Origin of the sequence: Paenibacillus graminis (assembly GCF_000758705.1) — a bacterium.
GTDB lineage: Bacteria > Bacillota > Bacilli > Paenibacillales > Paenibacillaceae > Paenibacillus_AQ > Paenibacillus_AQ graminis.
In genome coordinates, this window is the sequence record NZ_CP009287.1 from 4,307,900 (window position 1) to 4,320,461 (window position 12,562).

General features: G+C 43.1%; 15 protein-coding genes, 2 tRNA genes and 2 pseudogenes. 1 reads left to right on the forward strand and 18 read right to left on the reverse strand.

Going from position 1 to position 12,562, the window contains the following annotated elements:
- Nucleotides 1-7 precede the first annotated feature (7 nt).
- From PGRAT_RS18425 to PGRAT_RS18480, 11 genes are all read right to left on the reverse strand, one after another.
- Nucleotides 8-1,714: a terminase large subunit gene (locus PGRAT_RS18425; RefSeq protein WP_036706964.1), complete on the reverse strand. Its 1,707-nt coding sequence runs from the start codon at nt 1,712-1,714 to the stop codon at nt 8-10.
- Nucleotides 1,692-2,072: a P27 family phage terminase small subunit gene (locus tag PGRAT_RS18430; RefSeq protein ID WP_025708679.1), complete on the reverse strand. Its 381-nt coding sequence runs from the start codon at nt 2,070-2,072 to the stop codon at nt 1,692-1,694. Before PGRAT_RS18430 ends, PGRAT_RS18425 begins: the two co-directional genes overlap by 23 nt.
- A 279-nt stretch (nt 2,073-2,351) precedes the next feature.
- Nucleotides 2,352-2,567, reverse strand: a complete 216-nt coding sequence (locus PGRAT_RS34935; protein ID WP_425311854.1) for an HNH endonuclease — start codon at nt 2,565-2,567, stop codon at nt 2,352-2,354.
- A gap of 124 nt (nt 2,568-2,691) precedes the next feature.
- Nucleotides 2,692-3,045 carry a hypothetical protein gene (locus tag PGRAT_RS18440; protein ID WP_025708682.1) on the reverse strand — a complete coding sequence of 118 codons (354 nt, stop codon included), beginning with the start codon at nt 3,043-3,045 and terminating at the stop codon, nt 2,692-2,694.
- A gap of 5 nt (nt 3,046-3,050) precedes the next feature.
- Nucleotides 3,051-3,380: a hypothetical protein gene (locus PGRAT_RS31735; RefSeq protein WP_025708683.1), complete on the reverse strand. Its 330-nt coding sequence runs from the start codon at nt 3,378-3,380 to the stop codon at nt 3,051-3,053.
- Nucleotides 3,381-3,590: 210 nt separating this feature from the next.
- Nucleotides 3,591-4,172 (reverse strand): hypothetical protein, encoded by a 582-nt coding sequence (locus PGRAT_RS18450; RefSeq protein ID WP_025708685.1) that lies wholly within the window; start codon nt 4,170-4,172, stop codon nt 3,591-3,593.
- Nucleotides 4,173-4,262: 90 nt separating this feature from the next.
- Nucleotides 4,263-4,607, reverse strand: coding sequence for a hypothetical protein (locus PGRAT_RS18455; protein ID WP_025708687.1), 345 nt, complete (start codon nt 4,605-4,607; stop codon nt 4,263-4,265).
- A 6-nt stretch (nt 4,608-4,613) separates the two neighbouring features.
- Nucleotides 4,614-4,868, reverse strand: a complete 255-nt coding sequence (locus tag PGRAT_RS18460; protein ID WP_025708689.1) for a hypothetical protein — start codon at nt 4,866-4,868, stop codon at nt 4,614-4,616.
- Between the two features lie 70 nt (nt 4,869-4,938).
- Nucleotides 4,939-5,184, reverse strand: a complete 246-nt coding sequence (locus PGRAT_RS18465) for a sporulation protein Cse60 (protein ID WP_081759020.1) — start codon at nt 5,182-5,184, stop codon at nt 4,939-4,941.
- Between the two features lie 253 nt (nt 5,185-5,437).
- Nucleotides 5,438-5,508 (reverse strand) — tRNA-Gly (locus PGRAT_RS18475).
- A 311-nt stretch (nt 5,509-5,819) separates the two neighbouring features.
- Nucleotides 5,820-5,890 (reverse strand) — tRNA-Trp (locus tag PGRAT_RS18480).
- A 416-nt stretch (nt 5,891-6,306) separates the two neighbouring features.
- Here PGRAT_RS18480 and PGRAT_RS18485 point away from each other — a divergent pair.
- The gene (locus PGRAT_RS18485) at nt 6,307-7,815 is read left to right on the forward strand and encodes a recombinase family protein (RefSeq protein ID WP_025708694.1); all 1,509 of its coding nucleotides are present in this window, start codon (nt 6,307-6,309) and stop codon (nt 7,813-7,815) included.
- An 80-nt stretch (nt 7,816-7,895) separates the two neighbouring features.
- Here the strand turns inward: PGRAT_RS18485 and PGRAT_RS31230 are convergent.
- The 7 genes and pseudogenes from PGRAT_RS31230 to PGRAT_RS18515 form a co-directional block, all read right to left on the reverse strand.
- Nucleotides 7,896-8,054 (reverse strand): annotated as a pseudogene (locus PGRAT_RS31230) (DUF255 domain-containing protein); the annotation flags it as partial.
- A gap of 257 nt (nt 8,055-8,311) precedes the next feature.
- Nucleotides 8,312-9,226, reverse strand: coding sequence for a restriction endonuclease (locus PGRAT_RS18495; RefSeq protein ID WP_025708695.1), 915 nt, complete (start codon nt 9,224-9,226; stop codon nt 8,312-8,314).
- A gap of 1,156 nt (nt 9,227-10,382) precedes the next feature.
- Nucleotides 10,383-10,540: pseudogene (locus tag PGRAT_RS34795) on the reverse strand (DUF255 domain-containing protein); the annotation flags it as partial.
- 136 nt (nt 10,541-10,676) lie between these two features.
- Nucleotides 10,677-10,982 (reverse strand): helix-turn-helix domain-containing protein, encoded by a 306-nt coding sequence (locus PGRAT_RS34940; protein WP_420329541.1) that lies wholly within the window; start codon nt 10,980-10,982, stop codon nt 10,677-10,679.
- A gap of 229 nt (nt 10,983-11,211) precedes the next feature.
- On the reverse strand, nt 11,212-11,778 hold the full coding sequence (locus tag PGRAT_RS18505) for an IS630 family transposase (RefSeq protein ID WP_272945724.1): 567 nt from the start codon (nt 11,776-11,778) through the stop codon (nt 11,212-11,214).
- A 15-nt stretch (nt 11,779-11,793) separates the two neighbouring features.
- A complete protein-coding gene (locus tag PGRAT_RS18510) occupies nt 11,794-12,057 on the reverse strand; it encodes a helix-turn-helix domain-containing protein (RefSeq protein ID WP_051424789.1) in 264 nt (87 codons plus the stop codon).
- Nucleotides 12,054-12,272 (reverse strand): hypothetical protein, encoded by a 219-nt coding sequence (locus PGRAT_RS18515; protein ID WP_036706167.1) that lies wholly within the window; start codon nt 12,270-12,272, stop codon nt 12,054-12,056. The genes PGRAT_RS18510 and PGRAT_RS18515 overlap by 4 nt, the downstream gene beginning before the upstream one ends.
- Nucleotides 12,273-12,562 lie beyond the last annotated feature (290 nt).

Genomic DNA, 12,562 nt, shown 5'->3' on the forward strand with positions numbered 1-12,562 from the left:
CTTGTCATCACCCCCTTAGCAGCTCACTGATTGATACGAACGATACTTCCCCTGAAGGTTGAGCTACAGCAAGCCGCTTCATTACCTCTACATGAGCATTCAAAAAGGCCGCAAACCCGTCAATTTTACGGTAGCGACCTTGTTTTGTTGGTATTTTGTTTCGGTTCCGGTCTTCAACCAGCTTCACGTTGTTGATATACCACCGGAATAACCGATTGTTGTTGTATATGACCTTGCCATCAAGGAAGAGTTCCTTCAGATCGTCCATTGCTGGCCCCAGTGTGAGGTGACCCTGTCGTACTACTTCACATTCGAATCCATAAGCCTTCAAAGATTCAATAAGACCGAAAGCTTTGGCAGGGTCGTACATGATTTTCTCAATCCCGTATTTCTCGGATTGTTCCACAAACCAGTCGAAAATGTACTCTTTTTTAACATATTCGCCCGGTACTATCGTTAAAAGGCCCATTTCTTCGTACTCTTTGTATGGGATTTTTTCGTTGTCCTGCTCGACCTTAGCAGATGGAATCCATGAATGGCTGATGGTAAACACCTCGCCACTCTCTGGTATGGGAAATTCCAAGCAGCCGCTAGTAAAGTCCTCACTGTCCGAAAGGTCGAAAGCTCCAATACAGCCCTTGCCTTCAAACTGCTTGGCGTCCAGTTCCTTCTTGTTGCGTTTCAGTACCTCGAATGAAAGGAATGATTCCTCGTCAGATTTCACAAAAATGTTCAATCGTTTAGTGATGAAATCATTTCGTTCAGCCGGGATATGCTTCCGGTCTTCCCATTCCTTAAGCATATCTTCCATTTTGATTGTCACGCCAAGGTTCGGATTTGCTTTCACCCAGTTGTTTGGGTTCTCGATGTCATCTCCAGGGTCTAACTCGGCCATGAAATAAAAGGCATGATCAGCCGGAATGACTCCATCCAGAACATCAGCAGCTTTGTCATAATAGTCCATCAATGGACCATCCAACTGATAGCCAGCTGTTGTGATGTATAGAATCATTGGCTGCGAACGAGCACCAGTAGAGTTCTTTATGACGTTGATCAGCTTGTATGTCTTGTACTCATGGATCTCATCGAAAGCCCCCATGCTGCAATTCTTACCATCCAGCTTTTTGCTGTCCGTTGCCAAGGGAAGAATCTTGGACATCGTCCGGCGAAAACGAATTTCATGAAGGGTTTCATCAAAGTGCTTCCGAAGCAACGGGGATGCCTTGATCATTGCTTTACATTCATCGAACATGTCTCGGGCTTGCTCTTTGGAGTTAGCAAGTTGATAGACTCTCGCCCCGTTCTCCCCGTCTTTTGAGGCTCCGTAGAGTGACAGGCCGGACACCAAAGCCGTCTTACCGTTCTTTCTGCCCATAAAAATAAGCCCCTCGCGAAAGCGACGAAGCCCGGTATCCTTATGAACCCAACCATATAACGAACCAACTATAAAATGCTGCCATGGCTGCAGTTCTAGCCGATCAAAGTCACCCATCGACGGCTTGCAGAATTTTTCAATGTATCCGACTGGCCGGTAACCTTTATCCTCGTCGAATACAAAGGGGAATCCTTTCGTGCCCTGCCGCTTGAGGTCATTCAGGTGACGCTGGCAGGCTTGATAAACCTTTTTTGATGTGACGATAAGATGCGCAACAACAGCTTCTGCATATTGAGTGGTTTTTAGCTTTGATGGATTAATACTTTGTAAAGTCGTCACCACTATCGCCACCCTCACCTTCCGGATTAACTACTCCGGAGACCTTCCTGTCTGAGGCAGGGGTAAGCTTCAACTCGGCCTGCAATTTTCTCTGGGACTCAATAATCTTCAGCACTGCATCCACTGATTTGTTTTGCCGATACATCTCTTGCGTCCCGTTTTTAAACAGCTCAACCGCTCCGCGCGACTTGATGTCCTTAATATGCTGCTGCTTCAGTTGTTCCAGCAGGGCCATATTGTCCGCCAGCATGATTGTCCGATCAGACAGGTTATCATCTATCTCAAGTTCTCGAATTATGATGTCAAATAATCGCCTTGCAGCTTGCAGTGTTATCTCCGGTTTTGGCTTGTGCTCCATAGCACCCCCCCCCCTCATATATGAAAGTGTCATGCGTTGTAAACGAATGTGGCGGACCGGTCCCCTGCGACTTGAATCCAAACCTCGAAGGGAGGGGGGCTGGTCGCTTTTCGCCCCATGTCTTCAGACGTTCAAGGAGGCCTCCTACGATTCGGTCCGTTTTCCCATAATAGGTGTGGAAGATTGAATTCAGGATGTCAGGATAGGCCTCTGGTTGGTTACTGACGTACGCTAGCTTTCAACAATGCCTCTCATCATCTTCTCCTCACCACTCCCCTATCAGATCACCTCACCATTAGCCTTGGACACTATGAATCTCGCCTTGCGGCTCGTTGGTGTTGGCTCTCTCTCCCCTTCACCCACACCATGCACTTTATTGTGGCAGCTGTTACAGAGACATAATAGATTCTCTAATACTAAAGCAAGGTCAGGGTACTCGCTGATAGGCTTGATATGATGCACCATGTCTGCCAGTGTCAGGCGATGGCGCATCATACAGTGCTGGCATAGATGGTTGTCCCTGATGAGCGCCTGCTCTCTTGCTCGCTCCCATGCTGTAGACTTATAGAATGATCGAGAGGTCTTGTCTCTCTTGTAACGATCATAGTAACGGTCCTGATCAAGCCTGTTTGTCACTGTCCTCACCGACCTGAACAGATATAAAATCAGATAGCGGTCGTTTAAGTAGTTCACGCACTCCTTCAAGGGCTGCGTCTATACCGGATGTATCCATACCTAACTTGACCTTAATATCGCCTACAGCACTTGACGTGTCGCCCTGTGGCTCTGCCTTTTCCCAGTCATGCAAGCAGACGTCAGATCCAGTATCTACTTGGTCATATGATACTGGGGAAATTGCTCCATCTATAATGGCGGCTCTTTCTTCCTCGGATAGTGTACTGATGTCGTCTACCTCCAGCACACGCTCAATGTAGTGCTCTCCCATACTTACTGTGGTCTGTACTCTTAACATTGTTCTCACCCTTTCTCTGCTATGGCAGCCCGTACCCGGTCCATGCCCGCCTTGATATCGGCCTGCGTCTTCTTGATATTCTTCAGAATGACAGACTGATTAGCCCGCGGATTCTGGAGTTGGCTCTGTATGCGCCGGATCTTATCCTGCAGCTGCCGCACTTCTGAATCAGTGTAGTAGGCCACATATTCACGCTGGCAATGTGGGCAGTTAAAATAAGTCTTCTCAACGGCTCCTGGTAGCCTTGCTGTTTGGAAACCCTTGACCTCAAACTGTTCGCCACAGCCTTCATTGCATATGGCTGGTATGGCCTTACTGGCCTGTGCTGTGCTCATTGCGTTTCATCCTTTCGTGTATCAAGGTCGCTATTGAAGAAACAACCACATCTTTCATCACCATCTGCGTTATGAACAATCGGAGTTCCGCATACACCGCAGGCTTGTTCATTCTTATGCGTAATTGGTGGGACCTCGATAAAGTGAGCCCCACACTCTCTGCTCCACACTGGAAGCTTAAAACCCGGTCTTGGGTGGTCGTGATACTCGTCAATGATCCGCAGTGGTTTGTCCATGGATCTCATCCTTTCCAGTGTTCACTAAAACAAATGGGCCTCTCACACCAGCGCTGAAGTTTTCTGCGGCTTTCAGGGCATCTCGTATTCTTTCATCAGGAGAAGCGTCAGCCAATCTTCCGGTGCTGAATAAGCTGCCCTTCGCGATGTCGTCACCGCAACCCACAGCATCATAACCATCTGCCGGCTTGCCTACTTGAAAATCCCCATCGATAACGAATAACTGCCCTCTGTATCCTACTAAGAACCTTCCGCCTGTTTCCTCGCCATTCTCAGTGCGAGTGAATCCGCCTGTCTTCAGGCAGGTTCGAACGGCTTCCACAAACTCAGTGACCATGTATTCGTATATATCCATCTCCGGTTTATGGTAAGGAATCTCAAGCTTGAAGCGCAGCAGCTGCCCCATCCGGAATGACGATGTGAAGCCCATAATGAATTCGCCTTTTTTAAAGACTTTCTCGTCTGCTCTGATACTTAGGCTGAGCCCGCCAACTCCGGCGCTGTCACCGCCCATATATACCTTTCCGTTATCCACCAACCCAACAATGCAAGTCATACGACACCTCCGTCATATCAATTTCCCATGTACCTTAGTTCGCTCTCACCTCTGAGCTTTTTGGGTTTAGATTATGGGATTGTTACTTATTTACGATATAGACTTCGTATTTCTTCTGACTAGACTTTCTAATATCATCGCAAATGCGCTCTTTCTTGTGATAATTAAATCACTGTTATAAGCAGACACCCTTTTTGACCAATCATTAGGAAGCTTGGATTTGTCCAGTGTGTACGGCCCTTGGTCACTCCTGGGGTATTTCCCGGCATCTACACCTGTTGTGCTGATGGTTGTGCTCGGTATGGTGTACGGCTCTCCCGTCCTAGGTGCAGTTGGACCAACAAACTTGGAAGGCTGCTGTCCTGCCTGAAGCTTCAAATATACCGCCAGTTCTTCAGGTGTGCCTTCGAGCATTCCGTCCTCATGGATTTTCATATTCACTCACCCCTCATCTACTTCACTTGCAAACGGAACCGAAGCATCAGACAAGAAAATCACTTCAAGGTTTGTCCAGTATTCTTCTGGATACCGGTATTGCCCACGATAGGACGAGAATGCGTGTTTCTTGAACATCTCTGATGCGGCTGTTTTGGCTGCTGCTTCATTTTTAGCAATAACCGTTACGAAGTGTGGACCGTTACCCATATAGCCATTGACAACATAATAAAGATTCACCGAACCATCCTTTCTAGGCATAGAAAAAGCCACCCGGGTTAGTGGATGGCTTTATGTACTAATTATGAGATTTTCATTTCATCCCTATCATTTAACCTCTACCGAATGCAGGATGACTGCCGTCAATAGGTTTATTGGCTTTCTGTTGGTAGTAAACTAACGCACTGTACAGAGGCAACGGATCAACAATTCCGCGATCATCCGGCATTGCTATAGCAGCTGTACTGAACTTAATGTCCAATACAGTTTCTACCTCGTCGCCATTAATAAACTCATTAATTTCGCTTTCTAGTGGCTCTGCATAAATGTTATGGTAAATCTTCACCTTATTCATCATTTTCACCTCCCACCACCATAATTCGGTGTATAGAAGATAAGTCCTGCTAATCCCAAACTGTGCGCTTGCTCATTTCCTCTTCATTGCCAGCGAGCATCAGGTCCCAGCATGTCTGACAAAATGAAGCTTTGAGGATTGTATGCTTTATAGGCTTCGGGTCATTGCAGATCACGCATTGACCTTTGACCGGCTCCTTCCTTTTTTCTCCTTCATGCTTAACCCACATGGACAACACTCCTTTATATTTCGTTGAAGCGGACAGCCGGACTCGAACCGGCATCATCAGTTTGGAAGACTGAGGCCCAACCTTTAGACCATGCCCGCAAATTTGATCCTGCTGCGTTCTCTGGGCCTGTGCTTAACGCCGCACTTTTGGTAATAAGCTGGAGCTTTCGCAGGATCATTGATATGGGCAAGGATTTGCACCTTGCATGGTAAATTTCGTGGTATCTCGTTTATGCCCGATATTGCCTGGAGCTTCAGCGTTCTTTTACCGAGAGCCATTAGCTACACCACTACATTGCGTCTACCTTTTCCGCCACCACATCATATTTTAGTCGGTTCCACCTTCCGACCCCGGACGGACGACTTCCCTACCTCCTAAGAGGCTCCGGCCCAACACTACACACCATAAACACCGAGGGAAGGAATCGAACCTCCAGTCGCGGGTTTGGAATCCGCAGGTTTGCCATTAACCGACCTCGATAGATTGCCCCTGCCAGACCGCACGAACGCGTTTCGTACAGCCTGGACTCATAGGGCGTGTAATTTGCCCCTCCTTATCCGAAGACGCGGCTGCGCGCCCCAGGAGGCCATGACAAGCAGTGCGGTTTGCTGACTCACACAGGTAGCAAAAAGAACAGCCTGCCCGCGTGTGCTACCCTTGCGGCTCTGTGTAGGTCTGATTGCGAGGGCCAACTGATGCCGCCGTCTGATTGCCTACCACCGTCAAACAGGTAATTGGTTGTGTCGGGTGCTGTTCTCTTTGTTTTCCATGCTATAAGAATAACCTATATAACACCTAATGATTTATAGGTATTTCAAATAAACAACAAATAATATTTGATTTTATTCCAAATCGATGTATATTTGTGTCATTACATATGGAAGAGGTGACACGTAATGTCCAGAGAGGAATTCATAATCAAATACGTAGCGCTCTACCTCCGAAAGAGTCGGGGTGAAGAGGATTCCGATTTAGAAAAACACCGCTACATTTTAAGAGAGATGTGTCTTAAGCATGGATGGAAATACGTAGAGTATGTTGAAATAGCCAGTTCTGAAACCATTGAGTACCGTCCCAAGTTCAAAAGCCTGCTTTCAGACGTTGGGGAAGGAATATATGATGCTGTGTTGGTTGTCGATTACCAAAGGCTGGGCCGGGGTGAACTCGAAGACCAAGGCAAGATAAAAAGGATATTCCGGGACAGCGAAACATACATAGTTACACCTGACAAAATATACAACCTCGTAGACGATACGGACGACTTGCTGGTCGATGTTCGGGGCCTACTTGCCCGTCAAGAGTACAAGACTATTACGAAAAACTTGCAGCGCGGTAAGAAGATCGGTGCCCGTCTTGGTAACTGGGTGAATGGCCCTGCACCGTTTCCTTACAAATACGTGGCTGCTATCAAGGGACTTGAAGTGGTCGCTGAGAAAAATGTTCTTTATCAGGAGATGAAAGAACGGATATTTAAAGGGGATTCCTTAGAGAGTATGAGCTGGGATTTTAATAAAAGAGGCATTCCAGGTCCAAAAGGTGGATTGTGGCATGCGAATTCAATACGTAGAATTATTACGAATGAAGCTCATTTAGGGAAAATAATTACGAATAAAACAAAAGGGTCAGGACATAAAAAAAAGAAGTCTCAACCCTTAGTAATCAATCCAAAAGATGAGTGGGTAATTGTTGAAAATTGTCATGTGGCTGTAAAAACCGAAGAAGAGCACATGAGATTGTTATCCATTTTAGATAAAAATCAAATAATTCCTGACCGTGTTAAAGCTGGTACATACGCCTTGTCGGGTTTGGTTTTTTGTGGAAAATGTAAAAAGATGATGCGTTATAACGTCCGGACCGATACTTATCCTACGAACTCCATAAAGGCTTGTAATAAATACGATCATTTTGGTAACTATTGTTCAAATCGTGGGATAAAAATCAGTGTTCTCACTGACTTCATAAATGGAGAAATAGCGGAATATGAACAAAGGATCCTTGATACCGAAAATTATATTAATAACAACTTGATTGAACAATTAGAAAGAACTATAAATGAAAAAGAACTTCAGTTGAAAAAACTGAATAGGGCTCTAACCAAAATAAAGGAAATGTATGAAATGGACGAATATACGCGGGAGGAATATGAGGAGCGTAAAGAAAAAAGGCAGCAAGAGATAGCCGCGCTTGAATCCGAATTGTCTGTCCACCGTTACGAAATAAACTACGATAGCCGCAAGAAAAATAAAGAACGGATCAAATTAATAAATTCATTTAAAGACATTTGGTCATCTGAATCCACGACTGAAAATGATAAAAATATGATTGCGAAAAAGATTATTTCCAGAATAGAATATGTATTTGAGAAAGGATCGGATGAACTTAATATTTCGATACAATTCAACTAAACCCTTATAGAATAAGGGTTTTTATTTTGAGGCTTAAGCGGACGTGACACCAATGACAGGTACGTGTGAATCAACAACTAGCTATACCCAATAGAAAGGAAGATGGGCTTGTTGTCTCGCTTGGCGATTTCAAAAGCCTCCTCCGACCAAGGGAACCAGTTCACCGGGTTGTGTGCGTGTTGCAGCAAATACGGTGATTTTTCCTTGGCTAATCTATTGGGTACTTTTTGAGTTGTCATGGGGCATCACCTCGTTTCGTGTTGGATTTGGGTAAAGTATTGCTTAGGGTTAGTTTACCCAAAAAGGTGGGGGAAGGCTCATGAATTAAAAACCAGCTCATTTTGAATGCTAATTACAACGCCCCAGTTATTCTGATTTGTTTGTTATCTGAGCTTGCTTATTTGATTTCACTTCTAATAATAAGGTAGAGCCGATGAATGAATATGCTCTTAACTAAAAACATAGCAAACTATAGTAACTTCTTATAAATTCCATCTTAGAATAATAAAATATTTCTTAATCTCTCATCCCAGTCACTCCCCAAATGAGAGTTCAACAAAATAATTATATTTTCGTAATTTAAAATAGTTATTCTTTCATCAATTTTGCCTAATGAACCACTAGCATATCCGGTACAAAAAATTACACCTCTATTAATTTTGTCGTTATTAACTGTGTATGCAAAAGACTTAACATGAGTATTGGTTAGTTCTGAAGTATTATATAATTTACATTCAATATAAACTCTTTCTTCACCGTCAGGTCGATTAATAGAAGCAATAACATCTTTTCCCCCATCACGTGTTGCAGAAGTCAACTGAGTTTTATATCCCATTGACGAGTATAATCTCTCAATTAATCTTTCAAATTCCGAGGGCTTTAACTGTAATAAATTCTGTCTTGGTTTATTAACATATATAAATTTTGCGTAGATAATTTTAACACATTGATCAATTCCTATAATTCTGTCATCTGGAAGCCCCATCTGTGAATATGCATATCCTTCTAGTGCAGTAACAGCCTGATATGGTGAATAAGGTAATAATTCCAAAACCCACGTTAATCCGTCCCAAGCATCATTACCGTTCTCTATTCTTTTATATTTTTCACTGGAATTCATAGCATCTCTCATCTTTAATGACACATCATTTAGAAGGTTTTGTTGAAATAGTTCCTTAACGATATTATATTCACTAACATCTAATAATCTATTAATAGGAAATAACAAATGTCGTAACAACATCTTTACTTTTGGAATACTTATCTCTTCAATATTATCAATATATTCTTGCAACCATTCATCATATGGGATTCTCAGTTGTGGATACACATTTTCGTGGTTAATGATAAGTTGAAACCATTCATCAAAATTTTGATAATTATCTGAATATAAATGTTGGTTAATTTCCACGAGCTTCTTCTCCTCTTAAATTATGTTTTTAGGTATTTAAGTTTACGTTCTTGCATTACGAACCTGCAATACCTTTATATCCAAAGAACAAGCAGCAACGCGGTTAGATAGTGCATCGTAGTCACCAACCTTATTACCTAGCCTCTTGTTAGCATTTAACATTACAAAAATAAAAACTTTTCCGCAACAGATAGCACTTCTCTAACATTTTTAGTTTTGTGAACGAATATGGATATTTTAAAGTAGCTACAATTTGATACTCGTCCATGATATAACCGTTGTAATAGACCACTCCATCTTTTTGGACTATGCGATCCACCTTAAAGATAAAGAATCTATGTTCATAGTTTGGTACAGCCTTCAAATTATTTCCTAACAGTACTAATTCATGAATACTTAGATGTTTGTTGCTGTCCAATTTAAAGAAGAATTGAATTTTATCGAGAGACTTAAACTTATTGTTTTCTATAAGTCTCTTCATTTGATAAATACTACGAATTACGTCTCTAAACACTTTTTTCTTTGACTCGTAAATTGAATATTTAGAGTAAGAATCCTCTGGTTTCACCAACTGCTGCTTAGTTCTCTGTACTGGTGGGGACAATTTCGTCAAAGACTCCATATCTATAATAACTTGCAGAGAATTTTTTTCAGATTTCATGAGTTCAACATACTCTTTCCCTTCCCAATCCACATCAAAATATTGCGCCTCTATCTTCCGACAATTATGCCCACCTTCGTCTGGCCAAGCCTTGAAATAACCATTTACATTGTAATTCACTCTTAGGGGTGGGTCGCAGAAAGGGCAATATATTTCTCCCCAATGCACCGATCTTTGATAATTTGAGATATGTATAATTTCTTCCCCGTATTTTGCGATCACTTGCTTATTAGACAGGATGCTCCCCTTCCTTTCAAAAGAATCTTACGTTTCTTGTACATGACTTTGTTAAAATCAATTTCAACTCATTCTTGAAAACCCGAGAATATAGATCATATGAACTGTTGTCTTATCATACAATAAAATGGAAGAATATGATGAACGTTATTAATATCCAAATAAAAAACTCCCACTAATTTTCTCAGCAGAAGTTCCAAAAATCATTTATTAACGCGAACATCCCTTTATTAACAGGTACGTGTGAATCAACAACTAGCTATACCCAATAGATAAGAAGACAGGTTTGTAGCACGCTTGGCGACTTCAAAAGCTTCTTCTGACCAAGGGAACCAGTTCACCGGGTTATGTGCGTGTTGCAGCAAATATGGTGACTTTTCCTTGGCTAATCTATTGGGTACTTTGTGAGTTGTCATGGGGCATCACCTCGTTTCGTGTTGGATTTGGGTAGAGTATTGCTTAGGGTTAGTTTACCCAAAAAGTTGGGGAAGGGCGCAAAAATAGAAAAAAGGCACCGCGAATACGATACCTAATCACATCCTTAGATATTAATCACAGAAGAAAAAAGAGGGGTTTCCCCCTCAAAGTTAAACAATCAATTGCAAAATAATACCTGCAATAATGCTTACAACAATACCGGAATTGATAGGAGCAATTCATGGACTCGTTTTCAAAAAGCAGATGATCGATCTTTTCAGCCTCCACGTCGGTATTGGCGAGTGTATAGGTGGCTTTGGTAAAGCTGAAGTTCATCCGTTTTAGCATCGCACCGATGCCGCGTACACTCATGGTAACGCCGTATTCCCGTTTTATTCCACTGCTCCACCAGTGGAAGAGTCTAGGTGTACAGAGCTTCAAACCCTACATCGGCTGGCTGTTGCTGTTCGAGCATCGATGCTAACTGATGTCGCTACTCCTCCGTGAATTTCGTCGGTTGTCCAGGAGAATGATCCATGTTCAGACCGGACTACTTTAAGTTTGACAGATTTGCCAATAAATACTGATGGTTTGACGCGCACTGCTTAGTACATCATCGATCTCATCAAACGTATGTCCTTCAAGACGAAGGCGAACCGCTAGTGCCCCTTCAGACAACCTTGATCTTATTTTGCTCACGTAGAATAATGGCCTTACGTTTGTTCTTGTTTCGCCAGCGAAGATACGCTTGAATCGCCAACCCTAAATCTTGGTGTTTAGCAAAATCACTACCTTCGAGGACAAATTTTCGTAGGGGTCCAAAATGACATTCGATTCGGTTAAGCCACGATGCGTAGGTTGGCGTGTAGACTAACTCTACATTATTCACTGCGGCCCATTCTTTCACTTTGTGGTGCACATGTGGAGAAAAATTGTCCAGAATGATGTACAAGCGTTCCGACCAGTGAAACCGGCGCCGGAGCACATGGAAGAAACGAAGAATATCCTGATGCTTCTTCGTTTTTGTAGCATGGCCATACAACTGATCTGTTTTCAAATCCAGAGCAGCCAGCAAATGTTTCACGCCATGGGGCCGGTTATAGGTCGCGCGAAGTCGAATCGGTCTGCGTTTTTGAAACCAGCCTTTCCCGCGGTAAGGTTGAAGTGAGAGTGGGCCAAACTCATCCATACAAATTACACGCCCGTCCGCTGGAGGGTTGTAGTAGAGGTCTTCGATTCGTTTTTTTTAGACTCAAATTCCGGATCGTTTGATTCCTTCCACGTTTTTTGTGTTTTGATACGTGATTTTGGCTTCCCCCAGGATTACCCGTAAGGTTTCGATGGAAATGGACGACACAATCTTCCGTTCCTCCACGGCTTGTTTCAATTTCGAGAGCGACCAATTCGTAAACGGATAACCCGCCACTTTAGGAGGAATTTGGGCAAGTTCAATGATCTCACTACGCTCTTCTGGAGTGAAAGTGTGCGGGCGTCCTCCGCCGTATTTCGGTTTCAATGAAGGTAATCCTTCTTGATTAAATCGATGAATCGTATGCCGGATATGTTCACCTGAGATATATAAAGCCTGCTGATTTCAGGGACTTTCATTTTTTGAGCAGAGGCCAGAATGAGTAAAGCTCGACGGACCTGAACCGGATCGGCACCCTTACGGGCAATCCGCAGGAGGCGGTTGCCTTCTTCCTGAGTTAAGTCACGAACAAAAATAGTCATGTCGCTCACCTCGAGAGAGTTGGATTTACGTATAATTACCCGTTTTCCCAACTATGATCTCGGATGGGGCACTAGATACCTTTCGTAGAGCCGTTTACCATATGTCTCTTTCATGGATGTATAATTTCTTCACTACTTATTTTCATCGTTACCTTGAACTCATTTACAATGTATTACCCGGTTTTGCGATTTGAGAGACTTCGTTAGTTTCTTATTTACGTTCTAAAAGTTATACATAGGGATTGATTAAGGTTTTGAGCTACGGAAGTTGAATATATTAAAAGATGATT